This is a genomic window from Streptomyces sp. NBC_00328, from assembly GCF_036139655.1.
Classification (GTDB): Bacteria; Actinomycetota; Actinomycetes; order Streptomycetales; family Streptomycetaceae; genus Streptomyces.
Window position 1 is genome coordinate 2,256,692 of record NZ_CP108013.1, and the last position, 26,703, is coordinate 2,283,394.

Sequence of the window (26,703 nt, forward strand, 5' to 3'; positions counted from 1 at the left end):
CGGCGATGTTCACGTGATTACCTCGGAGACCGGACGGGAAGTGCTTGCTGTGGTCGAGGTCGCAGCGCCTTGTCGGCCCACCCGAGGGGGAGAATCCCATGCAGAGTCTTAAGCGCCCTGGTCGTACCGCACCCAAGCGGCAGCAGGCCGTTCTCGAACCCGAGCCGGAGGGCGTCGAATCCGACGACCTGGACGGTGACGAGTTCGACGCGTACGACACGTTCGAGATGTACCGGGTGATCTGCCCGGACTGCGCGCAGCCCATCGCGCTGCTCGCGGACGAGGAGGTCCTGCCGGAGCACGCCCTGTGCGCCTCCCCGTGGAACCCGTTCGGGCTCACCGTCTGTTCGGGCACGGGCCGTGCAGCTGCCGAGGCGCAGTCCGCGGACGACTCCGCGGAACCCCAGCAGCAGGACACCGCCCTCCTGTTGACGCTCCCTCAGGGGCTGGACTGGCGTACGCAGCCGTTCTCCCACGTGGGCGGTCCGGGCTCGGTCCCCAGGCGGGTCTCCGAGATGCGGCGCGCGGCCTGACGGCTCGGCACGTTCAGCGGGCGTCGCCCGCTTCGTCCCAGTAGCTGCCCTGCACCATGGCCCGCAGGCTGCCGTGGTGCAGGACCAGTGCGTCCGGATCCGTGGGACGCCAGGTCGCCGAAGTACACCTGGCGGTGGGCGATGCGCAGCAAGATGATCGCCTGCCGCACGTCGCCCGACAGGACGCGGCCCCCGGCGGCGGAATTGACGGTTCGTCAGATGCGTGCGTCAGATCTCTACGCCAGATGTCTGCCGAGGGCCCGACAGCGCGCCTCCGCGGGGCCCTCGCAGGGGTCCCGTCGCGAACACACACCCGATTCCGCGCGCGGGTGACCTGTCCGCCCGCCGGCACGTTGCCCCGGTATGAGCCCCACACCTTCCGCCACCGGGCGCCGCCGCCGGATCCTCGTCCCGGCTCCGGCGGAATCGGTTCACTGGGTCCCGCCGCCACCGCCACCCCCGCCGGCTCAGGATCCGCCCATCTACCGCGCCCTGATGCGCGCCTGGGCCGATCACGGCCGCACACTGCCGGGGCATCACGACCCCGAGTGGGTGCGCCTGTCGGCGCCGTCGGTGATGTACGGGCGCGGGCAGTTCGGCGCGCTCACGGAACCGCGGGGTGAGGAGCGCTTCACCCCGGGCCGGGACCCGCGCGGCGACGGCCGGTTCGACGCGTCCCGGGATCCGCGGAACGAGTTCGGCATGAGCGCGGACCCGCGCGGCGACCTCAGCCCGTCCCGGGACCCACGAGGTGCCGCGCGATGACCATGCGCTGGATCTGATTGGTGCCCTCGACGATCTGCAGCGCCTTCGCCTCACGGAGGTACCGCTCGGCCGGGAAGTCGGCGGTGTACCCGTACCCGCCCAGGACCTGGACGGCGTCCGTGGTGACCTTCATCGCCCCGTCCGTGCACAGCAGTTTCGCCATGGCCGCCTGCCGGGAGAAGGGCCGGCCCGCGTCGCGCAGCCGGGCGGCGGACAGACAGAGCGCGCGGCCGGCCTCGACCCGGGTGGCCATGTCCGCGAGCAGGAAGCGGAGCCCCTGGAAGTCCGCGATCCGCCTCCCGAACTGGCGCCGGACGGTGGCGTACGCGACCGCCTCGTCCAGCGCGGCCTGGGCCAGGCCTGTCGCGCAGGCCGCGATGCCGAGCCGCCCGGCGTCGAGTGCCGACAGGGCGATCGCGAAACCCTGGCCCTCGTCGCCGAGGCGGCGGCCGTCGGTGACGCGTACCCCGTCGAAGTGGACCTGTGCGGTCGGCGAACCCTTCAGGCCCATCTTCCGCTCCGGCGGCGAAGCGCTCAGCCCCTCGGCGTCGCCGGGCACCAGGAAGGCCGTGATGCCCCGCGCGCCCTCGCCGCCGGTTCGCGCGAACACCGTGTAGAAGTCGGCCACCCCTCCATGGGTGGTCCACGCCTTGGTGCCGGTGACGATCCAGTCGTCCCCCCGCCGCACCGCCTCCGTCCGCAGCGCGGCGGCGTCGGAACCCGAGGACGGCTCGGAGAGGCAGTACGCGCCGAGCAGACCACCGCCGAGCATCGCGGGCAGGTGCGCGGCCCGCTGCGCCCCGGTCCCGTGGTTCGCCAGCGCGTGGCAGGCCAGGGTGTGGACGCTGACGCCGAGGCCCACGGTGAGGCGGGCCATGGCGAGTTCCTCGAGAACCTGGAGGTAGACCTCGTACGGCTGGCCGCCGCCACCGTGGGCGACGTCGTAGGGCAGTCCGAGCAGTCCGGACTCCGAGAGCAGTCCGAAGAGCTCACGCGGAAAGCGCCCGGCGTCCTCCTCCTCGGCGGCGTCCGGGGCGATCTCGCGGCGCGCCATGTCACGGACGAGCGCGATCAGGTCCCGGGCCTCGTCCGTGGGCAGCTGACGGTCCACCGGCCGCGGGGCGGGATCGGGCACGGCGGCGCTCCTCCCTGGTCGGGCACATCGCCGTCGCTCCCCCGGGAGCGACGGGGCCGGGTCTCACCCGGCCCCGCCGATGCTCCCGGTCCCGGTCACGGAACCCGGCGAACGGCGGCCGTGGCGCCGGGAGTACGCCCGAAAGGAGGACCATCCGCTCATCCGCTCCGGATGCCGGCCGGTCGCCGAGGAGACCTGGCCGATTGGTCCAAACCATTGACAGGGTGGTCTAGTCCTCATAGTGTTCCGTCAGTCGTCCCGCCGGGCGTCGGGCGGGGCCACGTATGTGGGGTCGAGTTCTTCGACGGCACGCATCGCACCCCCCAGCATCTTCACCAGCAGTTCGCGCATGGTGTCGCGCGGCAGCACCGGGTGGCCGATCCAGTCGAGGGTGGCTCCCTCCACGCTGTGCAGCCAGCCGAGCAGGGCTATGCGCGGCAGCGGTCCGACCCTGCCCCTGCCGTACGCGCCCTCGGCGATCGTCGCGACGATCGCCTCGCGCACCCCGTCGCGGATCGCCTGCACCTCGGCGTCGAAGCCCACGCCGCCCGCGATGATCGTGCGGTACGCGGCCTGGTTGTGCTCGGCATAGCGGAGATAGCCGTCGATCGTGCGCTGGACCCGTTCCACCGGAGGAAGATCCCGGCCGTCGGCGGCCCGGGAGACCAGATCAGCGACCGAGTCCTCGACGATGGCGAGGTAGTAGCCGCGCTTGGACTTGAAGTAGTAGTAGATCAGCCCCTTGGCGACATGAGCCTGCCGTGCGATGTCGTCCATCGACAGGGCGTCGTACGACGTGTCGGCGAACAACTTCCGCCCGATGGCGATGAGTTCGGCGCGGCGCGCCAGTGAGCGGTCGGTGCCCCGCGCTCGGGGGCGGTCGATCTCACGCTGTTGACTATTATTCAATTCCGGCCCTGGTCTCCAACTGCCGACGGAACATCCGCAGTATGGCAGAACCGTGCCGACCGTCATCCGGGGGCGATCGCCGCCCTGGCCGTCATGCGGGGCAGCGTGCCGTGGGCCCCTGGCGCCGGCGCCGTCTCAGAGCAGACCGAGCCGCGTCACCAGCATCGCCACGACCACCACGAAGATCCAGCCCAGGACGTGTTCGAGGATCTTCGGGCCGTTGTCCTCGGGGCCTCCGGTACGGGTGCGGAGACGAGGGGCGGTGGCGGAACTCACGGTCATGGCATCTCGCTGACGTAGTGGTGCGGTGACGTCCCCCGCCTCCCGTCGGCTCCCCACCGACCCGACCACCTTGCCACCGGAGCCGCCGTCACCGGTAGAGACCCAGGTCACCTCGGCGGCCCGGCGGCTCCCGATCCCGCCGGATTCCACCCGGCGGGCCCGCGTGTGCGTCTCGTCACACGGCGCCCAGGACGGCCGGAAGCCCGCCGCGGGCCAGGTTCCGGCCGGCCCGCAGCGGGCTTCGGAGTGACTCAGGCCGGCCCGCGCACGGGGGTCCGGGCAAGCCCGGTCCCGCCCGGCGGGGCCGCGCCTTACATCAGCGGATACCCACCGCCGCGAGCGCCTTGCGCTGACGCGGCGAGGGATGCGCCGGGAAGTACAGGTAGCAGACCCCGCCGGTACCGGAGACGACCTTCCCGGAGGCGTTGTAGCGCTTGGTCCGCAGCCAGATGTTCTCCCACTCGGAGCGCTTGTAGATCCTGCGCACCGCGGCGTCGCCGGGCGACGCCGGGTCGTTGGCGATCACATCGCCGTCCGCGGTGAACCCTATGACCGTCATGAGGTGGCCCGAGGTGCCGTAACCCGCGCCCGTCAGCTCGGTCTTGAGGAACGACTGGGACGTTATGGCCGGGATGCCGGCGGCGATCAGCGTCTCCAGGTCGGTGAGCGAGCCGAGCCGGGTCACCACGCCCTGGAGGTCCTTGTACGTGGCCGCGTAGGCGGCGTTGAAGGGCCAGTTGCCGCAGCCGGCGTACTGGTAGTCGTAGGTGGAGCGGGCCGCGAGGCACACCTGCGGGTCGGTGTACGCCGGGTCGACCCAGGCGAGCTGCTCGGCGGTCGGCCTGCGTCCCCAGTACTCGATGATCATCTGCGAGGAGGTGGGGCTGCACCATGCCTCGCCACCGTTGTCGTACTCCGGGTACTGACCGGCGTGGATCTCCTGCGAGTAGCGCGGAACGTTCAGTTCCCGGGCCAGGCCCGGGGCCGAGGCGGGGACGGTGAAGCGGTCCGGGATGTCGGAGCCCATCGCGCCCAGCCGCCACACGGTGGGCGTGATCCTGGTACCCGGGGTGCGGTAGAGGGTCAGGCGCAGCCGGTACGAGACGAGGCGCAGGCCGGAGGCGGCGTCGTCGATGGAGAACGTGTCCGTCCAGATCGTGCTGCGGCCGTCGGTCTGGTCGTCCACGGAGGTGCGCCTGATGTCCTGGTCACCGGAAGCCCAGCGGCCCATCACGTACCAGGGCGTGTCCGTGCCGTCGGAGTAGGTGCCGCTCAGCTCGACCTGGAGCCAGGTGCCGGCCGGGGTGTGCGCGTTCCAGGAGGCGATGACCTCCGTGGAGGGGACGGCGAGCCGGTGGACCGGCGAGGTCCAGGTCGCGTGCTCCCAGGTGGCGGTCCTGCCGGTGTGCGGGTCGGTGTAGTCCGTCGTGCCGGCCGGGGCTGCGATCACCAGCCCGGGGCGGGTGCCCGGCACGGCCCGCGCGCCGTGCGCGCTGCCCGCGCGCCAGTCGCCGTACGAGGTCCAGGCGCGGTTGTCGACAAGGCGGCCGGGCGCTCCGGTCCGGCGGGCCGGAGCGGCGGCGGCCGGCGGGCCCACGGCCCCCACCGTCGCCGCGGCCACCGCGGCGGCCAGGACGATTCTGCGGGACGGCTGTTCGGCTCTGCTCATGGGTGGAGAACCCCCAGGTGTCCGGAACGGGCGGGCCCAATGCTCTGTCGTGCGCCAACTATGGACGCCGGAGGGTGACTTCTGCCAGCACTTCGGCCCGTGCCACGCCCACCAATATTGGTCGGGACCACTGGCATGACCTGGGGCGCCTCGCCCCCGGCCCCCGGCCCGGCGGGTGCCGGGCCGGGGGCCGGGCCGGGGGCCGGGCGGTCAGACGAGGTCCATGGCGGCGACCTCGTCGGGGCGGCCGTAACTGACGGGGCCCTGGAAGCGACGGCGTGCCGTGGCGAACCACCACACCGTCGCGACGATCAGCACCACGGCCAGGGCGATCGAGGCGTAGTTGAAGTTGTCCCCGGTGATCGGTGAGACCTGGGGCAGCATGAAGAGCACGCTGCTGGCGAGGATCCAGGTCACGGCCACCCAGCCGACGGGCTTGCTCCAGCGGCCCAGGTTCCAGGGGCCGGGCTGGAACTCGTCGCCGAGCCGCAGCCGCAGGAAGACCGGCACGGCGTAGGCGAGGAAGAGCCCGACGACGTTGACGCTGACGATGGCCGTGAACGCGGTGTGCGACCACCATCCGGGCAGGACGAGGACCAGCGAGCAGGCGACCGCCAGCCAGACGGCCTTGACGGGTGTACGGGTGCGCGGCGAGACGGAGTGCCACCAGCGGGAGCCCGGCATCGCGCCGTCCCGGGAGAAGGCGAAGATCTGCCGGGTGTTGCTGGTCAGGTTGGCCAGCCCGCAGAACAGCATGGAGCCGATCACGACGAGCAGGATGGTTTTAGCCATGCCCATGCCAAGCCCATCGATGAGGATCTGCACGGGCGGCGCCGACGATCCGGCGACCCGGTCATAATCATGAATGCTGTACACAAGGGCAAGCATCAGGATGAGCCCGGTGATCGCCGAATAGGCGATCGAACGGGTGATCCCCTTTGGTGCGTTGACCGTGGCCCGCACCGTTTCCTCGGACATGTGGAAGCTGCCGTCGAAGCCCGTGAAGGTCCAGCTGGTGACCAGCAGGCCGAGCATCCCTCCGTAAATCCCGTTCGTGAAACCGGTGTTGTTCGCGAAATGCGTGACGAACGAGGCCGACTGGTGGTCGTCGGGCATCACGATGAGTGTGCTCACGATCACGACGAGCCCGACCAGCAGCCACCACACGGAGATCCGGTTGAGCACGGCGACGAGCTGGACGGTGTAGGTATTGGCCAAACCCTGGAGCACGATGATCACCGCGGTGATCAGGACCGTCTGCTGGGCGGTCGGCTCGTACGAGTCCCACTGCAGGGCGACGAACGCCTGGATGAAGGTGGCGGCCGCGTATCCGGTGGCGGCCGTGCCTCCCACCTGACCCACGAAATTCAGCCACCCCGTGTACCAGGACCAGGCACCCTTGTGCCGCTTGGCGAGCTTGCCGGCGGAGAAATAGAGCGCCCCGCTCGTCGGATAGGCGGAGGCGACTTCCGCCATCGCGGCACCGATGAAGAGCACCATCACGGATACGCCGATCCAGCCGAACACGAGAACGCGAGGGCCGCCTGCATTCAATCCGAAACCGAAGGACGAGAAAATACCCGAAATGATGTTGATGATGGTGAAGGATATCGCGAAGTTGTCGAATGCCTGGAATCGACGGGTGAGCTTTCTCGGATATCCCATCGCGTGCAACGTGGCATCGTCGTCGAAGGCGGCGGATTCCTTTCCGGCGTCGGTTCTCCGACTTGGGGCCGATATTCGTTCCGACACAGCTGACCTTTCTCTCGGGGGTCGATGAGGACGTCGGGGAGGGCCGCCGTTCAGCCGGCCCCCGGCACGGGCAGGCCGCAGGCGCGGCGGGCGCGGGAGAGCTGCTCCTCGGGTTCGCCGAACACGCTCCACGGCATCCGGCAGGCGTACGGTCCCATCGCCATGAGCACCGCGCGGGCCTCGAACTCGCGCTGCGCCATGAAGAGCGCGTGCGCCAGATACGCCAGGTCGAGCACGGGCGTGAAGCGGTATCCGGTCACCTCCGGCAGCCAGTTCTGGTAGATCGCGAGCGCCGTGGAACGCCACTGCGGCTGCTCCCAGGTGCGGTCCACCAGCAGCTGCGTGGGGTTGTAGCTCTCCACCAGGGCCACCAGCGGCAGCAGCCGAAGGGGCGAGGAGGCGGGGGCGCGCTGGCTCAGGAAGGCGGCGACGTCCCAGGCGGCGTTCACGGAACCGCCGTAGCGCGTGAAGAAGAAGGCCAGGAACCGGTGATGGCCCTCACGGTTCCAGGGGTCGAGGCGCAGGACGTGCGAGAACAGGCGCCAGGGGCCGAGAGGCTGGGTCAGCAGCCCCTGCGGGGCCGGGTCGCGCAGGTCGTGCAGCCGGGCCATGGACAGCCGGGCGACCCAGGGCGTGGGGTCGGCGCGGTCCATCACCGCGGCCCGGTCGCAGGCGGTCAGCGCTATGCGTTCCAGCGCCTCGGCCCGGTCGTCCTTGGCGTCGGCCGCGCGTAACGCCCGCAGCACGGCCACGCGGGCCCACATCAGGGCGGCCTCGGGGGTCTGCTCCTCCGCCAGCCAGCGTTCGGTGAGATCGGAGTCGGCGGCCTCGGAGGCGAGGACCAGGGATCGATGGGCCCGTAATCCGTAGTCGGAGCGGGTCTCCTTCAGGGCTTCGTGGGCGCTCAGATAGCGGCCGGCTCTGATGTCCGTGCAGACGCTCGCGAGTCTGCGGTCGTCGGCCGCCGGATGCCACACATACTGCCCCTCGAATAACTCCGCGGCCATCTTCCCCAGTCCGTCCCCGTACGACGCTTGCGTTCCCCGACAGGAACCCTACTCAGCATCCACGAGTACCGGAACGCCCTATCCGAAATACCTGGTTCCGCGGGGCCGGGAATTTTCGGCGCGGCCCCCGAAGCCCTTGAGGATTGTTCAATGAATGGTTCAATACGGCACCATCCTGAACCCATGGGTCCGCTGTGGACGGCGCCTCGATAGAATGTTCCACAGGACTGTGCCGACCTCGCACCTCACCCCGGGAAAACCCATTCACGACCTCGCCTCACGGCTGCGCCGGCTGCCGCCCTCCTGCGGGCCCGTCCGCCTCGTCGGCGTGGACGGTCACGCCGGCTCCGGAAAGACCACGTTCGCCGGGAGACTGGCGACGGCGCTGGACGGCGCGCCCGTCCTGCACCTCGACGACATCGCCACCCACGAGGAGCTCTTCGGCTGGACCGAGCGCCTGCTGAGCGGGGTGATCGAGCCGTTCGGGCGCGGCGAGCCGGCACGCTACGCCCCCTACGACTGGACGACCCGGGAGTTCGGAGCGGTGTGCGAGCTCCCGGCCGCGCCCGTGGTGCTCCTGGAGGGCGTCGGCGCGGGACGCAGTGCGCTGCGGCCGTGGCTCGCGCGACTGCTGTGGATGGAGTTGCCCCACGAGCAGGCCTGGGCGCGGGGGCGGCGACGGGACGGGGAGGCGCAGAGCGAGTTCTGGGACGGATGGGTCCGCGCCGAGCGCCGGCACTTCGCCGAGGACCCCACGCGACCGTTCGCGGACCATGTGGTGCGGCAGTGTCCAGAGGGATACGAGGTGCTGCCGGGGCCTGCTGGGACGTCTGGACCGGACCAGTTCATCACGCACCGTGATGGACCATCCGCAGCGTGCTGAAGTTGTGAAGACCCACTCCGGAGAAGTTGCCTCAGTGCCCCAACTCTGCTTGACCAGGGGGCCGTACAGGTCTTACGTTCTGAAGCAGCGGCCCTTCGGGAGCCGCCCGCAGTCGCGAAGCCCCCGGTTGTTCCCCCGTGATCGGGGGCTTCGTTCTGCCCACACCCTCTCTTTCCGGGCGCCCCACGGCGTGATTCGCTCACCCTGGGTCACCGTTCGCAGTGCGCCCCATATGCTCCCACCTCGTGGAACGGGCTGTGCGGCACCCTTCGGCAGGCCCGTCCACCGCAGGTACGATGCCTCTCGGTGCGACTTTCGGACGGTTGCTGTGCCGCACCGCTTCAACTCCCGTCCGCGGCACAGTCGTTCGACCAGAGCTGCCGACGGGCACCGGCCCGGCGGCAAGGGGATGTCCTGATCCGCGAGGCACTCCCCGACCATCGGGGGCACGGTTTGTGGGGGACGGATGGACTTCGGCACGCAGGGCCCCGAGGCCCCGGCCGACCTCGCCTGGCTGCGGGGCGTGGACGCCTACACGATGGGCGCCTACCCGCAGGCGGAGGAGGAGTTCCGCGCCGCGGTCCGGATGGACCCCGGTATGGCGGACGGCTGGCTCGGACTGCACGCGCTACGGGTGGACACGACGACCGCGCTGCTGCGGATGTTCCGGCACCGGGACCGCTTCGGCGAGCAGCGCTCCCGCCACCGGCGCACCCTCAACTCCTGGTACTGGCTGGGCTGGTGGGTCCAGCCCGTGCTGGAGAGTCCGCGCGACCTGCTGCTCGCGCACGCCTCGCACTGGCTCGACGGGCGTCATGTCCCCGAACTGGACCGGGCGTTGGCCGGACTGCCGCCGGTCGACGCGGACCACCAGGTGCGGTTCCTGCACGCGTGCCGCGCCTATCTGGTCAAGGACTGGGAACAGCTGGTGCGGCACACCGATCCGCTGATCAACGACGCCATGCTCGGCATCGAGGCCGGACTGTTCGGCGGCATGGCGCGGGTCCGGCTGGAGATGTACGGACAGGCCGAGCCGCTGCTGTCGTCCGCGCTGATGCGCTGCCGCAGCGAACAGCCGCAGCGCAAGGAGCTGCGGTACTGGCTGGCCCGCGCCCACGAGGGCACCGGACGGTCCGCCGCCGCGCTCCCCCTGTACCGGGCGGTGCACCGGGTCGACCCCTCCTTCATGGACACCTCGGCCCGGCTCGCCGCCATCGCCGAGGGGGACGGGTACGACGACGCCGCCGCCGACCTCGCGGCGATCACGCTCGCCGGGATCGGGCAGGACGTGCTGGAGGGCCCGGACGGCATGGACGCGCTGTTCGGCACCGAGGGGCGCGACCTGAGGCTCCCGGACGCCGATCCGTCGCCGCCCGGCGGGCTGCCGGCCCAGACCGACGGCTTCCGGGAGAAGGCCGTGATCCCGGTGCAGCCGATGCCGGCGGGGCCGACCGACCCCGCCCTGCTCGACGAGGCGCTCGCCGAACTGGAGCGCATGGTGGGCCTGGAACCGGTGAAACGTCAGGTCAAGGCGTTGTCGGCGCAGTTGAACATGGCCAGGCTGCGCACGGGGCAGGGTCTGCCGGTGCAGCCGCCGAAACGGCACTTCGTCTTCTCCGGCCCCTCCGGCACCGGCAAGACCACGGTGGCGCGCATTCTCGGCCGGGTGTTCTACGCGCTCGGGCTGCTCGGCGGGGACCATCTGGTCGAGGCCCAGCGAGCCGACCTGGTCGGCGAGTACCTCGGCCAGACCGCCGTGAAGGCCAACGAGCTCATCGACTCGGCGATCGGCGGCGTCCTGTTCGTGGACGAGGCGTACTCGCTGTCCAACTCCGGCTACGGCAAGGGCGACGCGTACGGCGACGAGGCCCTCCAGGTGCTGCTGAAGCGGGCCGAGGACAACCGGGACCACCTGGTCGTCATCCTCGCCGGCTACCCCGAGGGCATGGACCGGCTGCTCGCCGCGAACCCCGGTCTCTCCTCGCGCTTCACCAGCCGCGTGGACTTCCCCTCCTACCGCCCGCTCGAACTGACCTCCATCGGCGAGGTGCTGGCCGCCGAGAACGGTGACATCTGGGACGAGGAGGCGCTGGACGAGCTCCGTTCGATCGCCGGGCACGTCGTCGACCAGGGCTGGATCGACGAGCTCGGCAACGGCCGCTTCCTGCGCACCCTGTACGAGAAGAGCTGCGCGTACCGCGATCTGCGGCTGTCGGGATACCCCGGCACACCGTCGCGCGACGACCTGTCGACGCTGCGTCTGCCCGACCTCATGCAGGCCTACGGGGAGGTCCTCTCGGGCCGGGGCCCGCAGGATCCGTCGGCGATGTGAGAAGGCCCCGGTTCCCGGGGGCCGTACGACCGTCACGGGTCGTACGGCCCCCGGGAACCGGGGCCCACGCTCGCGGTCAGCTCGCCAGCGCCTCCTCGGCCTGGCCGACGCGCGGCTCCGTGACCCGTACCGGCGTGACATCGCGGTGCGCCGGGTCCCGTACCTCGCCGACGAGCAGTTCCAGTACGTCCTCCAGCGTCACGAGGCCGAGGACCTTCCCGGAGGCGTCGGCGACCTGGGCCAGATGGGTGGCGGCACGGCGCATCACGGTGAGGGCGTCGTCCAGGGGGAGTTCGGAGCGCAGGGTGGCCATCGGCCGCCACACCTGCTGCGGGACCGCACGCTCCGACCCCTCCAGGTCGAGGACGTCCTTCACATGGAGGTAGCAGCCCATGGAGGCGCCGTTCTCCGCGACCACCGGGAACCGGGAGTACCCGGTGCGCGCGGTGAGCGCGACGACCTGCCCCGGGGTGACCGAAGGGTCCACGGTGACCAGCGAGGCACTGTCGAGCAGGACGTCGGTGACCGGACGGGAGCCGAGTTCCAGGGCGTCCTCGAGGCGCTCCTGCTCCTCGGGGTCGAGGAGTCCCGCCTGTCCGGAGTCCTCGACGAGCCGGTTGAGCTGCTCGCTCGTGAAGACCGCTTCGACCTCGTCCTTGGGCTCGACCCGGAACAGCCGGAGGATCAGCTGGGCGCAGGCGCCGAGGCCCACCGTGACCGGGCGGCACACCCGTGCGAAGGCGACCAGTCCGGGGCTGAGCCACAGGGCCGTCTTCTCGGGCGCGGCCATCGCCAGGTTCTTCGGGACCATCTCGCCGATGACGAGGTGGAAGAAGACGACGAAGGCGAGCGCGATCACATAGCCGAGGGGGTGGATCACCCCGTCCGGCAGGTGGACCGCCTCGAACAGCGGCTCCAGCAGACGGGCGACCGTGGGCTCGGCGACCGCGCCGAGCGTCAGCGAGCACATGGTGATGCCGAACTGGGCCGCCGCCATCATCTGCGGGAGCCGCTCCAGGCCGTACAGGACCTGCCGGGAGCGGGCGGTGCCCAGCGGTTCGATCTGGCTGCGCCGTACGGACACGAGCGCGAACTCGGCGCCGACGAAGAAGCCGTTGGCGAGCACCAGCAGGGCCGCGAACAGCAGTTGGAGCACGGTCATCGGACGGCCTCCGGGGCGAGCGCGGTGCGCACGAGGCGGACGCGTTCGGCACGGTAGTGCCCGACCTGTCGCACGACGAGGCGCCAGCCCGGGAGCTCGGCCTTGTCACCGGGGGCCGGGATCCTGCCGAGCAGGTCGGCGACGAGGCCCGCCACGGTCTCGTACGGTCCCTCGGGCACGTCGAGGCCTATGCGCTGCAGGATGTCGACCCGGCAGCTGCCGTCGGCGTCCCAGGCGGGCCTGCCGTCCTCGGGGGGCGCGGCCGCGAGCTCGGGCGGCTCGCCCTGCTCGTCGTCGTGCTCGTCGCGGACCTCGCCGACGAGTTCCTCGACGATGTCCTCCAGGGTGACCACGCCGGCCGTGCCGCCGTACTCGTCGACGACGACGGCGATCGGCTGTTCACTGCGCAGGCGCTCCAGGAGGGGCTGCACGGGCAGGGTCTCCGGGACGAGCAGGGGGACCTGGGCGATCCGGCCGACGGGTGTGCGCAGCCGGTCGCGCGAGGGGATCGCGAGGGCGTCCTTGAGGTGCACCATGCCGACGATCTCGTCGATCCGCTCCCGGTAGACCGGGAAGCGGGAGAGGCCGGTGGCACGGGTGAGGTTGACCACGTCCTCGGCGGTGGCCGACGACTGGAGGGCGCTGACCTTCACCCGCGGCGTCATGACGTGCTGCGCGGTGAGGTCGGCCAGGGACATCGTGCGGACGAAGAGGTCCGCGGTGTCCTGCTCCAGGGCTCCCGCGCGGGCGGAGTGGCGGGCGAGGGAGATGAGTTCGCCCGGGGTGCGGGCGGAGGCCAGCTCCTCGGCGGGTTCCACGCCCAGGGCGCGGACGAGCCGGTTGGCGACCGTGTTCAGCGCGGCGATCACCGGCCGGAAGAGGCGGGAGAAGACGTGCTGCGGACCGGCGACGAAGCGGGCCACCTGGAGCGGCTTGGACACCGCCCAGTTCTTGGGCACGAGTTCCCCGACCACCATCTGCACGGCGGAGGCCAGCAGCATGCCGACCACCACGGCGACGCCGGGCACGGCGCCCTCGGGCAGCCCGATCGCCGTGAACGGGCCGTGCAGGAGCTCGGCGAGCGCCGGTTCGGCGAGCATGCCGACGACGAGCGAGGTGATGGTGATGCCGAGCTGGGTGCCGGAGAGCTGGAAGGACAGCTCCTTGAGCGACTCGACGACCGTGCCGGCACGTCTGTCGCCGTCGGCCGCGGCCTTCTCGGCATCGGGGCGCTCGACGGTGACGAGGCCGAACTCCGCGGCCACGAAGAAGCCGTTGGCGAGAATCAGCAGGAACGCCGCGCCAAGGAGCAACAGGGGGATGGTCATGCCGCCGCCTCGCTATGTCGGAAGGGGGCGGCGCAGGTACTACAGGACGATCCGTCCATCGCTGGAGGGAATCACTCCTCGGGTAGCAGGGGGCCTCTGAGGGCGGGAGCACATCGGAGGCGGAGGCGCGATGAAAAACGCCTCCGCCGACAGATTAATCAAGACATGGGCTCTCAGGGCAGGGTGGAAGGCCGAGAGTCAGCCCTGATGTTCGTCACGTTGCCCGTCGGGCTCCTGGATTCCACGGGCCGAGGCCAGGGCGCGCAGGGCGCGGGCGTCCTCGATGGCGCGCTGCCGGGCGATGCCCGGCTGGATGCCGAGGACCGGGAGACTGGTGCCGTCACTGAGGTCGAGGAACACCCAGGGGTCGCCGGGACGCAGGTTGACCTGGACGATCTCCGCCCAGTCGAGGTGCCGGCGGCTCGTGATGTTGACGACCGTGACACCGCTCTCGTCGGCGACGACCTTGGGCCGCGAGAGCAGCAGGAGCACTCCGAAGAGCAGCGCCGCGGTGAAGATGAAGCTGAGCCGCTCCCCCGGGCCGAGTTGCTCCAGAAGCATGGCGACCGTGGTGATGACCACAAGGATCGACGCGCCCGCGGTGAGCAGCACCGCCCGGGTACGGGAGGGGCGGAAGGTTATGGGAAGGGTGGGAAGGTCCGACATGTGCGTTGATCCCGTCAGAGCCGGCAGGCGTGGATGGCCGTGGTCAGGATGGCCCGCGCGCCGAGCTCGTACAGGTCGTCCATGATCCGCTGGGCCTCCTTGGAGGGGACCATGGCGCGGACGGCGACCCAGCCCTCGTTGTGCAGCGGCGAGATGGTCGGCGACTCCAGTCCGGGAGTGAGCGCGACGGCCTTCTCCAGGTGCTCGGCGCGGCAGTCGTAGTCCATCATCACGTAGGTCCGCGCGACCAGCACGCCCTGGAGGCGGCGCAGGAACTGCTGGACCTTGGGCTCGGCGTCCTCGGTGGGGCCGGCTCCGACGCGCCGGATGACGACGGCCTCGGACTTCATGATCGGCTCGCCGAAGATCTCCAGGCCCGCGTTGCGCAGCGAGGTGCCCGTCTCGACGACGTCCGCGATGACCTCGGCGACACCGAGTTCGATGGCGGTCTCGACGGCGCCGTCGAGGTGCACGACGGAGGCGTCGACGCCGTGGTCGGCGAGGTGCCCCGCGACGATGCCCTCGTAGGAGGTGGCGATCGTCATGCCGTTCAGGTCCGCGATGCCCTTCGCGGTGCCCGGCTTGGAGGCGAAGCGGAAGGTGGAGCGGGCGAAGCCGAGCGGGAGGATCTCCTCGGCGTTGGCTCCGGAGTCGACCAGCAGGTCGCGGCCGGTGATGCCGATGTCGAGACGGCCGGAGGAGACGTAGATCGCGATGTCGCGGGGGCGGAGGTAGAAGAACTCGACCTCGTTGTTCGGGTCGACGATCCGCAGTTCCTTGGACTCCCGGCGCTGCTGGTAGCCGGCCTCATGCAGCATGTCCGCCGCAGGTCCTGAGAGGGAACCCTTGTTGGGGACGGCGATGCGCAGCATGAGGTCGGCTTCCTTTGCTGGAGATTCTTCGGGTGGGTGGGACGGACGGGCGTGCTCGGTGGGGGCGCTGCTGAGTTCGCCCCTACAGATGCGCGTACACGTCGTCGAGGGAGATCCCGCGCGCGACCATCATCACCTGGACGTGGTAGAGCAGCTGCGAGATCTCCTCGGCGGCGGCGTCCTTGCCCTCGTACTCGGCGGCCATCCAGACCTCTGCGGCCTCTTCGACGACCTTCTTGCCGATGGCATGAACACCCTTGCCGACGAGTTCGGCGGTGCGCGAAGTGGCGGGATCGCCCGTGGCGGCCTTGTGCTGGAGCTCGGTGAAGAGCTCCTCGAACGTCTTCTTGGACATGGTGGTCCTCACCCTACGCGCTCGGTGCCGTACCTCAGTGCCAGGGTTCAGATACTGAGCGGAGGGTGGCCGCGGTCGCGACGGCGGCCGTCACCGCCTCGTGGCCCTTGTCCTCGTTGGAGCCCTCGATGCCGGCACGGTCCAGGGCCTGCTCCTCGGTGTCACAGGTCAGCACACCGAAGCCGATGGGGACGCCGGTGTCGATGGAGACCTGGGTGAGGCCCTGGGTGACGCCCTGGCACACATACTCGAAGTGGGGGGTTCCGCCGCGGATGACGACGCCGAGCGCCACGATCGCGTCGTAGCCGCGACCCGCGAGGACCTTGGCCGCGACCGGCAGTTCGAAGCAGCCGGGGACCCGCAACAGGGTCGGCTCGTCGATTCCCAGCTCGCGCAGGGCGCGCAGGGCGCCGTCGACGAGACCGTCCATCACCTTGTCGTGCCACTGTGCCGCGATGACCGCGACCCGCAGGTCGCCGCAGTTGCGTACGGACAGTTCAGGTGCACCCTTGCCGCTCACGTCTCTCCTTCAGTCCCGCTGTGCCGTGTTGCCGATAGTGCTGTGCCGCCGGTGCTGCGCCGCACCGGTTGTGCTGTCGTACCGATGGTGCTGTGGTGCCGGTGGTGCCGTGTCCCGCGGTGGTGCCGGGCGTACGGGGTCACTGGCTCCCGCAGGCCGACACGGTGGTCGCGTCGAGCCAGGGGAGGTCGTGCCCCATCCGGTCCCGCTTGGTGCGCAGGTAGCCGAGATTGTGCTCGCCCGCCTGGACGGGCATCGGCTCCCGTCCGGTGACCCGCAGGCCGTACCGGACGAGCGCGTCGGTCTTGTCGGGGTTGTTGGTCATCAGGCGCAGGCTGCGGACGCCGAGGTCCTCCAGGATCCGCGCGCTCGCGCCGTAGTCCCGGGCGTCGGCGGGCAGACCGAGTTCCAGGTTGGCGTCGAGGGTGTCCCGGCCGCGCTCCTGGAGCTCGTACGCGCGGAGCTTGGACAGCAGCCCGATGCCGCGGCCCTCGTGACCGCGGAGGTAGACGACGATGCCGCGGCCCTCGGTCTGGATGCGCCGCATGGAGGTCTGGAGCTGGGGGCCGCAGTCGCAGCGGTGCGAGTGGAAGACATCGCCGGTGAGGCACTCGGAGTGGACCCGGACCAGAACGTCCTCGCCCTCGCCGATCTCGCCGTGGACGAGGGCGACATGTTCGACGCCGTCGGCGGTGGAGCGGTAGCCGTACGCGGTGAACTCGCCGAAGGCGGTGGGGAGACGGACCTCGGCCTCGCGCCGGACGGTGGGTGCGGCGGGGGCCGTCCCGGTCCCGGCCGCCAGGGTGCTCTCGGCCGAGCGGCGGTAGGCGATCAGGTCCTCGATGGAGATGATCGTCAGGCCGTGCTTGCGGGCGAAGGGGATCAGTTCGGGCAGCCGGAGCATCCGGCCGTCCTCGCCGGCGATCTCGACGATCGCTCCGGCCGGGCGAAGTCCCGCCAGCCGGGCCAGGTCGACGGCGGCCTCGGTGTGGCCGTTGCGGGCCAGCACGCCTCCAGGCCGGGCGCGCAGCGGGAAGATGTGGCCGGGGCGCACGAAGTCGTCGGCACCCGAGACGCCGTCCGCGAGGAGCCGCAGGGTGGCGGCGCGGTCGGCCGCCGAGATGCCGGTGGTGACCCCGTGGGCGGCGGACGCGTCCACCGACACCGTGAACGCGGTCTTCATCGACTCGGTGTTGTCGTCGACCATCTGCGGAAGGCGCAGCCGCTCGAGTTCGTCGCCTTCCATGGGCGCGCAGATCAGTCCGCGGCACTCGCTCATCATGAAGGCGACGATCTCGGGGGTCGCCATCTCGGCGGCGACGACGAGGTCTCCCTCGTTCTCCCGGTCCTCGTCGTCGACGACCACGATGGGGCGGCCGGCCGCGATGTCGGCGATGGCCTGCTCGACGGGGTCGAGCGCGAAGTCCGAGGCATCCTGATCGTGCCCGGTGCTGTACCAAACCGGCGCCGTTGTCATGCCGGGGCTCCTTCCATGACGGGCTGCCCGGCCTCACGGGAGCGCAGCCACCAGTCGCGCATGCCCCACAGGACGAGCGCGCCGTACAGGACGTAGACGAAACCGGAGAAGGCGTAGCCGTTGGCGAAGTTGAGCGGGACGCCCACGACGTCGACCAGCAGCCAGGCGAACCAGAACTCGACCATGCCGCGGGCCTGCGCGTACATGGCGACGATCGTGCCGACGAAGATGTAGGCGTCGGGCCAGGGGTCCCAGGACAGCGTCGGGTACGCGTGGAACAGGCCGCTGACGGCGAGGGTGCCCACGACGGCCGCGCCCGCCATGTACGCGCGTTCGCGCCAGGTGGCGAACCGTACGGAGACGCGTCCGTCCTTGCCCTCGCCGCGGTTCCACTGCCACCAGCCCCACAGGGCGACGACGATGACCACGACCTGCTTGCCGGCGCTGCCGGTGAGGTGGCCGAAGAAGGCGGCGAAGAGGACGACTCCGGAGAGGAGCTGGACGGGCCAGCTCCACACGGAGCGCCGCCAGCCGAGCGCGAGGGCGATCAGACCGATCACGTTGCCGATCATGTCCGACCACATGATGTGCTGGTCGAGGAGGACGAAGGCCTCGGAGTTCAGCCAGTTCACTGCCCGGCCCCCTGGACGCCGGGCAGACCGGCGGACTGCCCACCGCGTGCGCCCAGCAGCCGCTCGACGTACTTGGCGATCACGTCGACCTCGAGGTTGACCGGGTCGCCGGGCTGCTTGTGGCCCAGTGTGGTCAGGTCGAGGGTGGTGGGGATGAGGCTCACGGTGAAGAAGTCGGGGCCGGCGTCGACCACGGTCAGGCTGATGCCGTCGACGGTGATGGAACCCTTCTCGACCACATAGCGCGAAAGGTCGGCGGGCAGCGAGATCTTGACGATCTCCCAGTTCTCGGACGGCTTGCGCTCGATGACCGCGCCGGTGCCGTCGACGTGTCCCTGCACGATGTGGCCGCCGAGGCGCTCGCCCACGGCCATCGGCCGTTCCAGGTTGACGCGGGAGCCGACGGTGAGGGCCCCGAGGCTGGAGCGGTTCAGGGTCTCGGCCATGACGTCGGCGGTGAACTCGTCGCCCTCGTGCTCGACGACGGTGAGACAGACTCCGTTGACGGCGATGGAGTCGCCGTGCTGCGCGCCCTGCGTGACGACGGGGCCACGCAGCCGGAAACGCGAGGCGTCGTCGAGAATCTCGACGGCGGTGACCTCACCCAGCTCTTCGACGATTCCGGTGAACACTTCCCGGGTCCTCCTGCCTCATGGGGCACGGACTCCGGGGCTGTCGATGACGACACAATGAGCGGACCGCGGTACACCGGGAGCGATACCGGAAGGACACCCGTCCCGTAGGACGAGCGGCGACAAACGGCAGCGCGCACGACATACCCGCCCGCCGCGCACTGCCTCCCATCCGGACTTTAACCGTCGGTCCAGGAATTCCACCTGGTCAACCGGCCGCTGGAAGCGACCGGGTCGCGGACTATAACCGCCGGTTCGGAATTACACCGACCCCGGAGTGCGCTGCTTCTGGTACATGGCCAGTGTGCCACGCCCGATCGTCGGCCAGAGGGCCGTACCTCTGTGGGGTGGCTCACAGCCGGCCTCCATGGACTTCCACGGAACGGTTTCGCCGTCAACCTCCTTGGCTCCGGGCGGCCTTGTGACACGGCCCGGACCTACCCGACTGGTCCATACCTATTGACGCTCTGGTCTAGTCCTCTTAGTGTCCTCGATCAAGACTGCGTGATCATTCATTGCCGGTCCCCCCACGATCGACCCGGCGGCGGTGACGAAGGCCCTTGCCCCGCCGCCGGGTCTCCAGCCGGCCCCGCGCCGAGCCCGCCGGGACGGCGGAGCGAACAGGCCTACCGCGACGACGGCGGGGCGAACAGCTCGTCCTGGGCGCCGTCGCGTGCGGTCAACAGGGCGCCGCGCAGTACCGCGCCCCCGCCCAGCGGGCTCGCGCGCACCTCGGTCGGGAGCGGCGACATACGGGCGAGCCGTCGCCCGACCCGAGCGGCGAGCGCCGCGCCGCCCGCCTGTCCGACCTCGCCGCCCAGGACCACGCACCCGGGGTCCAGCACGGCACTGACGGAGGCCGCCCCGATGGCCAGGCGGTCGGCGAGGGCGCCGAGGAAGCCGTCGGCGGCCGGCGAGCCGGCGGCCGCCAGCGCCTGCCGCACCAGCGCCGCGGCGTGCGGTTCGTAGCCCTCGGGCCGCGCCGAGACACCGTGCTCCGCCGCCAGCTCCGCGATCGCCGCGGACCCGACCAGCGAGTGGAAACCGCCGCCGCAGTCGGTCGCCGAGGGGAGACTCGTGGTGCCCGGCACCGGAAGGAACCCGATCTCCCCGGTGCCTCCGGAGGCACCGCGGCGCAGGGCGCCGTCGAGGACGACGGCGGCGCCGGTGCCGTGGCCGAGCCACAGCAGGACGAACGTGTCGCGGTCGCGGGCGACTCCTTCGCGCTGTTCGGCGAGGGCCGCGAGGTTGGTCTCGTTCTCGACGAGGACGCGGGCCTCGGGAAGCCGTTCCTGAAGGGCCGCGACCAGCCGCCGGTGCCACGCGGGCAGGCCGGTGGAGTTGCGGAGTTCGCCACTGGCGGGGTCGATCAGGCCGGGCGCCCCGATGCCGACGGTGTGCAGCCGGCCCCACCCCGGGACGGGTTCGCGCGGGGGCGACACCCCGAGGGAGCCGGCCTCCTTCGCCGCCCGCTCGACCAGCGCGACCGCCTGCTCCACCGCCGGCCCGGTCCCGGTGCCCTCGCCGATGGGCACCGACGCCTCGGCCAGGACCCGGCCGACCAGATCGGAGACGACGACCGAGACTCCCTCCGTACGGACGTCCAGCGCGGCCAGATGCGCGCGGTCCGCGACGATCCCGTAGACCCGGGCGTTCGGGCCGCGCCGCTGCTCCCCCGATTCCCCGACGACGGTGACGAGACCGGAGGCGGTGAGGCGTTCGACGAGGTCGGCGACGGTCGGCCGGGACAGGCCGGTGAGCTGCTTCAGCCGCCCTGCCGTCAAAGGGCCTTCCTGCTGCAACAGCCGCAGGGCGAGCCGGTCGTTGATGGCCCGTGCGGTGCTCGGGGATGCGGGCATGGCGGGAATCCTCCCAGACCGGCGAGGCCCCCGGTCGACCGGGCGGCGAGCGGTCATCTATTTATCAGGCAGGGTTCCTGATAGTTTACGGCGGCACGACGTGGAACCATCACCTGGGGAGGGCCCGAGCATGAGTGAAGTGGTCTACGACCAGCGCGAGGTCAGGCGCGCCCGGTACGCCGTGGCGGCCGTGTTCGCCGTGCACGGAGCCGTCACCGGGTCCTTCGCGACCCGGGTGCCGTGGATCCAGGACCATGCGTCGGTCAGCGCGGGGCAGCTCGGTTTCGCGCTCGCCTTCACCGCGCTCGGCGCCTCCTGCTCGATGCCGCTGGCCGGCCGGATCACCCACCACTTCGGCAGCCGTACGGCGCTGCGCGGGCTCATGACGCTGTGGACGCTGGCGCTGGTCCTCCCGTCCCTCGCGCCGAACCTGCTCACCCTGTGCCTCGCGATGTTCGCCTACGGCGCCACGGCGGGAATGGCGGATGTCGCCATGAACGCGCTGGGTGTCGAGGTCGAGAACCGGCTCGACAAGTCGATCATGTCCGGGCTGCACGGCATGTGGAGCGCCGGCGCACTGATCGGCGCGGCGGCCGGCACCCTCGCCGCCCAACTGGGCGCGGACGCGCGCCTGCACCACGCTCTGGCCGCGGCGACCCTCACCCTCGTCGGACTGCTCGCCTGCCGCTGGGTGCTCGATCTGCGGCCCACCGAGGACGAGGAGCCGCCGCCGCGCTTCGCGCTGCCGCCCCGGTCGGCGCTGCTCATCGGCACAATCGGCTTCTGCGCGGTGTTCGCGGAGGGCGCGAGCCTGGACTGGTCGGCGGTCTACCTGCGCGACCGGCTGGACACCTCGGCCGGTCTCGCCGCGGCCTCGACCACCGGCTTCATGCTGACCATGGCGGTGGCCCGACTGGCCGGCGACTCGGTGGTGAACCGGTTCGGCGCCGTGCGCACCGTGCGGGCGGGCGGTGTGCTGGCCGTGCTCGGCGGACTGCTGATCGTCGTCGCGGAGCATCCGGCCGTGGCGATGGGCGGCTTCGCGCTGCTCGGCCTCGGTATCGCGGTCGTCGTCCCGCTCTGCTTCGCGGCGGCCGGGCGCAGCGGCCCCAACCCCAGTCAGGCCATAGCGGGCGTCGCGACCATCACGTACACCTCGGGGCTGATAGCGCCGAGCCTGATCGGGTCGGTGGCGCAGGCGACGAACCTGATGGTGTCGTTCGGGCTGGTCACGCTGCTGGCGCTCGGGCTCACCGCGCTCGCGGGTGTGCTGCGGGCGGGAGACCGCGTCACGTCGAAGGTCAGTCCCCCGAGCGCAGCAGTTCCCGGCCCACGGCCCTGAACCGGTCGCTCCAAGGCGTCGGGCGCAGGGTCCCGGCGTCGAGCCGTACGAGCACCCGGGTTCCGTGCGCGTAGGTGACCGCGCCGTCGAGGGAGCAGAAGCGGAAGCCGTACGTCAGTCCGGTGTTCCCGAGCCGTTCCAGCCAGAGGTGGACGGCGTACGCGCCGGGACGGCTGACCGGGGCCTCGTAGGTGATCCGCAGTTCCTTGACCGCGTTGCACGAGTCGCCCGCCGCCTCCCAGTCGCCCTCGAAGCCGAAGCCGCGCTCGTTCCACAGCGCGGTCCAGGCGCGTTCCACCATGACCGGGTAGCGGGCGTTGTGCAGCAGTCCGAGCGCGTCGAGGTCGTCGAAGTGGACGGTGACGGGCAGGAGGCGTCCGTACGGGAGGGCGGGGGCGGCGGGGGCTTCGGTGGTCACGGGCGGGGCTCCTGGGGCGTACTGCGGCACGCGGACTGGGCGGGCCTGGCTGAAACGACGCTCCCCATCCTAAGCAAACGCTCAGGAACCCCGTCCGGGCGGGATCAGCCCGCGATGGAGTCGAGCTGCTCGGCGGCCGGCCGCAGCTCCCACAGATCACCGCCGGGCGGCGCTTCGAGCCCCGGCACGGCGGCCCGCGCGGCCCGGTCCCCCGCGTCGGCCGCGGCATGCACCACGTCGGTCGCCGCGAAGCGGTGGAACTCCAGCTCGGGGTGGCTCCACGGCCCGGCTCCGGTCGCCGCGGGCAGCAGGTAGTCGACCGCCTTGAACAGGCTCTGGCCGTCCGGTCCCCGGTACGCCCACAGGTCCACGCCGACCTTCCGGCCGACGGCGGCGAGCCGGGTGTACGCCACCAGGTCGAAGGTCGAGTAGTGCCAGCTGCGGGTGCGGGCGAGCTCCTGGGGCTGGCTGCCGTCGGCGGCGATCTGCGGGTCGATACGCAGGCCGCGCGCGGCGAGCACGGTCCGCCGGGCGAGGTCCTTGTCGCCGGTCGCGTACGCGAGGGCGGCGAGCTGCATGTCGTAGAAGGTGCCGTGGTTGTTCCGCGCGGCGCCCTCCTCCTTGCCGAAGGAACTGTCCGTCAGCCAGTCGCGGTAGCCGGTGTTCCAGGCGAGCATCGCGGCCCGGTCGCACCGGGACCAGCCGGGGGCGCCGGTGTCGAGGAGGGCGATCGCGTCGAGGACGCTCGTGTAGGACTGCGAGAAGTCGATGACGCCGATGGCCCGGCCGTCGTACTTGCAGGGGATGAACTGGCCGTGGTCCAGGTTCGGGTTCATCCGTGTGGCCGGGTCCAGGAACCAGGTGCGCAGAACCTGGGAGGCTTTCACGGAGTACCGCTTCTCGCCGGTGTAGTACCAGGCGAGCGCGAGGTCGTACGTCGAGTCGAAGACCTTCTCGACGTCCTGGCGGTCGGTGCCGGTGTCCACCTCGGGATTGCGCTGCCCGTCACGCTGGACGTACGGGCAGCCCCAGGGATTGCCGGCGGTGGCCGGCTGCGAGGGCCACCAGTAGGGGGCCTGGCTGAGGTAGTCGTGAACGTCGCCGCCGGGGGCGGGTTTCGGCTTGTCGACGACCGTCCAGGGGCCCTGGTCCAGCCAGTTGTCGGCGCGGGCCGTCAACCGGCGCAGAGCGAGGGCGAGTCGGCCGTCGCCGTGGTCCAGGCGGGCGCGGGTGCGCCGCAGCCGACCGCCGTCGAGGACCACGGTCCTCGGCAGCCCGGGCGCGGCCCGTCCGGACGGCATTGGGCCGCCCGTGGACTCCGTACGTGCCGACACCGCTTGGGTGGCCGCGGACGCCGTACGAGCGGACGCCGAGGGGGCGACGAGGGTCGCGAGCGTGACAGTGACCGCCACGGCCACCAGGCCCAGTCCGGATCGTGCACTCACGGAACACTCCGATCAGACATATGAACGATGTTCATGAGAAGGACCGTGTGAGCGTAGAACGGCTGGTTGGACGTGACAATGGGCCGGACAAATTCACGTACAGAGAAAGCGAACCCTCACCATGGACCTCGGCGTGCGCTGGACACTGCACGGCGACGGGCGGACTCCCGCCCCAGGAGCGGTCGTCCGCCCCGATGAACGCCTCTCCTGGCCCCGGACCTTCGGGCTCGGCGCCCAGCACGTGGTGGCGATGTTCGGAGCGTCTTTCGTCGCGCCCGTTTTGATGGGACTTGACCCGAATCTTGCGATCATGATGTCCGGTGTCGCGACGGTCATCTTCCTGCTCTCCACCCGCGGCCGGGTGCCCAGCTACCTGGGCTGTTCGCTCTCCTTCGTCGGCGTCGCCGCCGTGATCCGTGCGCAGGGCGGCACCAGCGCCACGGTGACCGGCGCGTGCTTCGTGGTCGGCGTCGCGCTGTTCCTGGTGGGCCTGGCCGTCCAGCGGTTCGGGGCGAGGATCATCCACGCCGCGATGCCGCCGATCGTGACCGGCGCGGTCGTCATGCTGATCGGCTTCAACCTGGCGCCGGTGACCGCCTCCACCTACTGGCCGCAGGACCAGTGGACGGCCCTGCTCACCATGCTGGTGACCGGCGCGGCCGTGGTGTGCCTGCGAGGTTTCTGGTCACGCATCGCGATCTTCCTGGGGCTGCTCTTCGGTTACGCCGTCTCCTGGGCCTTCGACCGGATCTTCGGCCGGATCCACGCGGTGGACGCGAGCGGCAAGGTCACCGACCACTGGCGCCTGGACCTCTCCGGGGTCGGGAAGGCCGACTGGATCGGACTGCCGTCGTTCCACGGGCCCTCCTTCCAGTGGTCCGCGATCCTCGTCGCCCTGCCGGTGGTCATCGCGCTGGTCGCGGAGAACGCGGGGCACGTCAAGGCCGTCGGCGAGATGACCGGAGACCCGCTGGACGACGAGCTGGGCACCGCGATCTCCGCGGACGGAGCCGCCTCCATGCTCTCCACCGTGGTCGGCGGCCCGCCCAACACCACGTACTCCGAGAACATCGGCGTGATGGCCGCGACCCGGGTCTACTCCACCGCCGCCTACTGGGCCGCCGCCGGCTTCGCCCTGCTCTTCGGGCTGTGCCCCAAGTTCGGCGCGGTGGTCGCGGCGATCCCGGGCGGTGTCCTCGGCGGCATCACCGTCATCCTCTACGGCATGATCGGCCTGCTCGGTGCCCAGATCTGGCTCAACGCCCGGGTGGACCTGCGCAATCCGCTGAACCTGGTGCCCGCCGCCGCGGGCATCATCATCGGCATCGGCGGCGTCACCCTGAAGTTCACGGACAACTTCTCGCTGAACGGCATCGCGCTGGGCACCATCGTCGTGATCACCGGCTACCACGCGCTGCGGGCGATGGCCCCGGCCCACCTCCGCCAGGAACCGCTGCTCGACTCGGGGACCTCGGCGTACGACGGGCCCGGGGATCAGCCCGCCAGCTCATAGGCGTACTCGGCCGAGAAGGTTCCCGGTTCGCCCCGGCAGCCGTCCGACTCCCCCGGCGGCTTCACCCACAGATAGGCGTCGATCCCGGCCTCCCCGGTGCTCAGGGTCGGTGCCGGACCGATCCTGCGGCCCGGCGGATCGCACCACGCTCCGCCGGGGGCGGCGCCGTTGCCGTTGCGGCTGGTGTCGATGACGGCACCGAGGCCCGAGGGCCCGCCGAGCGCGGCGAGGACGCGCCGCACGTAGGCGATCTCGTCGGTCGTCCGGTTGAAGTTGGAGACGTTGGTGAAGACACCGTCGGAGGAGGCTGCGGAGGCGGCGCCCGCCCGCCGCAGCAGCGCGGCCTGCGCGGCCGCCGGGTTCCAGTCGGAGTTGCCCGCGTCGTAGTAGACCCGGGCCCTGGGGTCCGCCGCCTTCAGGACGCGTCCCGCGCGGGCCAGGGAGGCGAGGCGGCCCGCCCGCTCCGGCCCGGTGAGGCAGTCGGACTGGGCGATCGAGTCGGGCTCCAGGACGACGACGGCCTCGCGGGAGCCGAGCCCCGCCGCGAAGCCGTCGATCCAGCCGTCGTACGCGGCGAGGTCGGGCGCCCCGCCCTCCGAGGCCCCGCCGCAGTCGCGCCGCGGGACGGCGTACGGCACGAGGACCGGCACCCCGCCCCGCTCGGCGGCGGCCGAGGTCACGGCCTCGACCCGCGCGGTGATCGTGGACGGTGAGAAGTCCGCGAACCACACCGCGGCCGGGCGGTCGGCGATCCGGGACGCGATGACCGCGCGCCGGGGATCACCGGGGTGGCCGTCGACCCACGCGCGCACCTGGGAATCGGGGTGGCGGTAGAAGGGCGGGCCCCGCCGCGGTCCGTGGCCCGCCTTCCCCGGGCGAGGGACCGGCGGCCGGTTCCGGGGAGGCCGACCGCGAAGGGGACGGCGTGGCCGAACCGCCCGCCGGTGTCCGCGCACCGGTGGGTGAGGGGGCGGACGAGCGGGTCACCGGCGCGCGCGCCTCCGGCGACGGGCTCCCGTCGCCGAGAGCGGACACGGTCCCCGTCACGGTGCCGGCCGCGACCACGACCGAGGCGACGGCGACCATGACACCGCGTCCCACGGCTCTGCCGCTCTCCGCCCCGCGCTCGACGAGCCGTTGGACACGTAAGCCTGACACGTACGGTTCCCCCACTCCGGCCCCGTCCGCGTTCCCCCGTTCTGGGGAAGCCGTCGG

General features: G+C 71.3%; 24 protein-coding genes, 1 pseudogene and 1 riboswitch. Of the genes and pseudogenes, 6 read left to right on the forward strand and 19 right to left on the reverse strand.

Annotated elements, in window-relative coordinates:
• Positions 1 to 98: 98 nt before the first annotated feature.
• A complete protein-coding gene (locus OG485_RS09800; RefSeq protein WP_328666789.1) occupies positions 99 to 533 on the forward strand; it encodes a hypothetical protein in 435 nt (144 codons plus the stop codon).
• A gap of 363 nt (positions 534 to 896) precedes the next feature.
• Entirely contained in the window at positions 897 to 1,298 is a 402-nt protein-coding gene (locus tag OG485_RS09805) for a hypothetical protein (protein ID WP_328666791.1), read from the forward strand.
• Here the strand turns inward: OG485_RS09805 and OG485_RS09810 are convergent.
• From OG485_RS09810 to OG485_RS09835, 6 genes are all read right to left on the reverse strand, one after another.
• The gene (locus OG485_RS09810) at positions 1,261 to 2,433 is read right to left on the reverse strand and encodes an acyl-CoA dehydrogenase family protein (RefSeq protein WP_328666793.1); all 1,173 of its coding nucleotides are present in this window, start codon (positions 2,431 to 2,433) and stop codon (positions 1,261 to 1,263) included. The two genes, OG485_RS09805 and OG485_RS09810, sit on opposite strands and share 38 nt — an antisense overlap.
• Before the next feature lie 249 nt (positions 2,434 to 2,682).
• Positions 2,683 to 3,342: a TetR/AcrR family transcriptional regulator gene (locus OG485_RS09815; RefSeq protein ID WP_328666795.1), complete on the reverse strand. Its 660-nt coding sequence runs from the start codon at positions 3,340 to 3,342 to the stop codon at positions 2,683 to 2,685.
• 135 nt (positions 3,343 to 3,477) lie between these two features.
• Positions 3,478 to 3,624: an SCO1431 family membrane protein gene (locus OG485_RS09820; RefSeq protein WP_328666797.1), complete on the reverse strand. Its 147-nt coding sequence runs from the start codon at positions 3,622 to 3,624 to the stop codon at positions 3,478 to 3,480.
• A 316-nt stretch (positions 3,625 to 3,940) separates the two neighbouring features.
• Positions 3,941 to 5,293 (reverse strand): peptidase C39 family protein, encoded by a 1,353-nt coding sequence (locus OG485_RS09825; protein WP_328666799.1) that lies wholly within the window; start codon positions 5,291 to 5,293, stop codon positions 3,941 to 3,943.
• 210 nt (positions 5,294 to 5,503) lie between these two features.
• A complete protein-coding gene (locus OG485_RS09830; protein WP_443048678.1) occupies positions 5,504 to 7,045 on the reverse strand; it encodes an amino acid permease in 1,542 nt (513 codons plus the stop codon).
• A gap of 50 nt (positions 7,046 to 7,095) precedes the next feature.
• On the reverse strand, positions 7,096 to 8,052 hold the full coding sequence (locus OG485_RS09835) for a hypothetical protein (protein WP_328666803.1): 957 nt from the start codon (positions 8,050 to 8,052) through the stop codon (positions 7,096 to 7,098).
• A 229-nt stretch (positions 8,053 to 8,281) separates the two neighbouring features.
• On the opposite strand from OG485_RS09835, the gene OG485_RS09840 reads away from it, so the two are divergent.
• Together OG485_RS09840 and OG485_RS09845 are read left to right on the forward strand one after the other, a co-directional pair.
• The gene (locus OG485_RS09840) at positions 8,282 to 8,935 is read left to right on the forward strand and encodes a uridine kinase family protein (protein ID WP_328666805.1); all 654 of its coding nucleotides are present in this window, start codon (positions 8,282 to 8,284) and stop codon (positions 8,933 to 8,935) included.
• A gap of 466 nt (positions 8,936 to 9,401) precedes the next feature.
• On the forward strand, positions 9,402 to 11,267 hold the full coding sequence (locus tag OG485_RS09845; protein ID WP_328666806.1) for an AAA family ATPase: 1,866 nt from the start codon (positions 9,402 to 9,404) through the stop codon (positions 11,265 to 11,267).
• 76 nt (positions 11,268 to 11,343) lie between these two features.
• On the opposite strand, the gene OG485_RS09850 is transcribed toward OG485_RS09845, so the two are convergent.
• The 10 genes from OG485_RS09850 to OG485_RS09895 all read right to left on the reverse strand — a co-directional run bounded on the left by OG485_RS09850 (position 11,344) and on the right by OG485_RS09895 (position 20,770).
• Positions 11,344 to 12,429: a hemolysin family protein gene (locus OG485_RS09850; RefSeq protein ID WP_328666808.1), complete on the reverse strand. Its 1,086-nt coding sequence runs from the start codon at positions 12,427 to 12,429 to the stop codon at positions 11,344 to 11,346.
• Complete coding sequence (locus OG485_RS09855) at positions 12,426 to 13,757, reverse strand: hemolysin family protein (RefSeq protein ID WP_328666810.1); 1,332 nt, start codon at positions 13,755 to 13,757, stop codon at positions 12,426 to 12,428. The genes OG485_RS09850 and OG485_RS09855 overlap by 4 nt, the downstream gene beginning before the upstream one ends.
• 198 nt (positions 13,758 to 13,955) lie before the next feature.
• Positions 13,956 to 14,423 (reverse strand): PH domain-containing protein, encoded by a 468-nt coding sequence (locus OG485_RS09860; RefSeq protein WP_328666811.1) that lies wholly within the window; start codon positions 14,421 to 14,423, stop codon positions 13,956 to 13,958.
• Between the two features lie 14 nt (positions 14,424 to 14,437).
• On the reverse strand, positions 14,438 to 15,295 hold the full coding sequence (gene hisG, locus OG485_RS09865) for an ATP phosphoribosyltransferase (RefSeq protein ID WP_328454638.1): 858 nt from the start codon (positions 15,293 to 15,295) through the stop codon (positions 14,438 to 14,440).
• Positions 15,296 to 15,377: 82 nt separating this feature from the next.
• A complete protein-coding gene (locus OG485_RS09870; RefSeq protein WP_015661856.1) occupies positions 15,378 to 15,650 on the reverse strand; it encodes a phosphoribosyl-ATP diphosphatase in 273 nt (90 codons plus the stop codon).
• A gap of 34 nt (positions 15,651 to 15,684) precedes the next feature.
• Positions 15,685 to 16,170, reverse strand: a complete 486-nt coding sequence (gene ribH, locus OG485_RS09875; RefSeq protein ID WP_328666822.1) for a 6,7-dimethyl-8-ribityllumazine synthase — start codon at positions 16,168 to 16,170, stop codon at positions 15,685 to 15,687.
• Positions 16,171 to 16,309: 139 nt separating this feature from the next.
• Positions 16,310 to 17,647, reverse strand: coding sequence for a bifunctional 3,4-dihydroxy-2-butanone-4-phosphate synthase/GTP cyclohydrolase II (locus OG485_RS09880; protein WP_328666824.1), 1,338 nt, complete (start codon positions 17,645 to 17,647; stop codon positions 16,310 to 16,312).
• Complete coding sequence (locus tag OG485_RS09885; RefSeq protein WP_328666826.1) at positions 17,644 to 18,279, reverse strand: nicotinamide mononucleotide transporter family protein; 636 nt, start codon at positions 18,277 to 18,279, stop codon at positions 17,644 to 17,646. The genes OG485_RS09880 and OG485_RS09885 overlap by 4 nt, the downstream gene beginning before the upstream one ends.
• A complete protein-coding gene (locus OG485_RS09890; protein ID WP_328666828.1) occupies positions 18,276 to 18,911 on the reverse strand; it encodes a riboflavin synthase in 636 nt (211 codons plus the stop codon). The genes OG485_RS09885 and OG485_RS09890 overlap by 4 nt, the downstream gene beginning before the upstream one ends.
• A 154-nt stretch (positions 18,912 to 19,065) precedes the next feature.
• A riboswitch (FMN riboswitch) is annotated at positions 19,066 to 19,196 on the reverse strand.
• Between the two features lie 341 nt (positions 19,197 to 19,537).
• On the reverse strand, positions 19,538 to 20,770 hold the full coding sequence (locus OG485_RS09895) for an ROK family transcriptional regulator (RefSeq protein ID WP_328666830.1): 1,233 nt from the start codon (positions 20,768 to 20,770) through the stop codon (positions 19,538 to 19,540).
• 130 nt (positions 20,771 to 20,900) lie between these two features.
• On the opposite strand from OG485_RS09895, the gene OG485_RS09900 reads away from it, so the two are divergent.
• The gene (locus tag OG485_RS09900; RefSeq protein ID WP_328666832.1) at positions 20,901 to 22,112 is read left to right on the forward strand and encodes an MFS transporter; all 1,212 of its coding nucleotides are present in this window, start codon (positions 20,901 to 20,903) and stop codon (positions 22,110 to 22,112) included.
• On the opposite strand, the gene OG485_RS09905 is transcribed toward OG485_RS09900, so the two are convergent.
• A complete protein-coding gene (locus OG485_RS09905; protein WP_328666834.1) occupies positions 22,072 to 22,530 on the reverse strand; it encodes an acyl-CoA thioesterase in 459 nt (152 codons plus the stop codon). The genes OG485_RS09900 and OG485_RS09905 overlap by 41 nt on opposite strands.
• A 104-nt stretch (positions 22,531 to 22,634) precedes the next feature.
• Positions 22,635 to 23,975 (reverse strand): alginate lyase family protein, encoded by a 1,341-nt coding sequence (locus tag OG485_RS09910; RefSeq protein ID WP_328666836.1) that lies wholly within the window; start codon positions 23,973 to 23,975, stop codon positions 22,635 to 22,637.
• A 121-nt stretch (positions 23,976 to 24,096) separates the two neighbouring features.
• Between OG485_RS09910 and OG485_RS09915 the strand changes: the two genes are divergently transcribed.
• Positions 24,097 to 25,488: a uracil-xanthine permease family protein gene (locus OG485_RS09915; RefSeq protein WP_328666838.1), complete on the forward strand. Its 1,392-nt coding sequence runs from the start codon at positions 24,097 to 24,099 to the stop codon at positions 25,486 to 25,488.
• On the opposite strand, the pseudogene OG485_RS09920 reads toward OG485_RS09915, so the two are convergent.
• Positions 25,470 to 26,574: pseudogene (locus OG485_RS09920) on the reverse strand (glycoside hydrolase family 6 protein). The gene OG485_RS09915 and the pseudogene OG485_RS09920 overlap by 19 nt on opposite strands.
• Positions 26,575 to 26,703: the final 129 nt, after the last annotated feature.

Excerpts from the sequence above, each read along its gene's own strand:
- OG485_RS09825 (WP_328666799.1), bottom strand. The coding sequence starts at position 5,293 with ATGAGCAGAGCCGAACAGCCGTCCCGCAGAATCGTCCTGGCCGCCGCG.
- OG485_RS09870 (WP_015661856.1), bottom strand. The coding sequence starts at position 15,650 with ATGTCCAAGAAGACGTTCGAGGAGCTCTTCACCGAGCTCCAGCACAAG.
- OG485_RS09835 (WP_328666803.1), bottom strand. The coding sequence starts at position 8,052 with ATGGCCGCGGAGTTATTCGAGGGGCAGTATGTGTGGCATCCGGCGGCC.
- OG485_RS09900 (WP_328666832.1), top strand. The coding sequence starts at position 20,901 with ATGAGTGAAGTGGTCTACGACCAGCGCGAGGTCAGGCGCGCCCGGTAC.
- OG485_RS09915 (WP_328666838.1), top strand. The coding sequence starts at position 24,097 with ATGGACCTCGGCGTGCGCTGGACACTGCACGGCGACGGGCGGACTCCC.
- OG485_RS09820 (WP_328666797.1), bottom strand. The coding sequence starts at position 3,624 with ATGACCGTGAGTTCCGCCACCGCCCCTCGTCTCCGCACCCGTACCGGA.
- OG485_RS09805 (WP_328666791.1), top strand. The coding sequence starts at position 897 with ATGAGCCCCACACCTTCCGCCACCGGGCGCCGCCGCCGGATCCTCGTC.
- OG485_RS09860 (WP_328666811.1), bottom strand. The coding sequence starts at position 14,423 with ATGTCGGACCTTCCCACCCTTCCCATAACCTTCCGCCCCTCCCGTACC.
- OG485_RS09845 (WP_328666806.1), top strand. The coding sequence starts at position 9,402 with ATGGACTTCGGCACGCAGGGCCCCGAGGCCCCGGCCGACCTCGCCTGG.
- hisG (WP_328454638.1), bottom strand. The coding sequence starts at position 15,295 with ATGCTGCGCATCGCCGTCCCCAACAAGGGTTCCCTCTCAGGACCTGCG.
- OG485_RS09850 (WP_328666808.1), bottom strand. The coding sequence starts at position 12,429 with ATGACCGTGCTCCAACTGCTGTTCGCGGCCCTGCTGGTGCTCGCCAAC.
- OG485_RS09855 (WP_328666810.1), bottom strand. The coding sequence starts at position 13,757 with ATGACCATCCCCCTGTTGCTCCTTGGCGCGGCGTTCCTGCTGATTCTC.
- OG485_RS09800 (WP_328666789.1), top strand. The coding sequence starts at position 99 with ATGCAGAGTCTTAAGCGCCCTGGTCGTACCGCACCCAAGCGGCAGCAG.
- OG485_RS09895 (WP_328666830.1), bottom strand. The coding sequence starts at position 20,770 with ATGCCCGCATCCCCGAGCACCGCACGGGCCATCAACGACCGGCTCGCC.
- OG485_RS09880 (WP_328666824.1), bottom strand. The coding sequence starts at position 17,647 with ATGACAACGGCGCCGGTTTGGTACAGCACCGGGCACGATCAGGATGCC.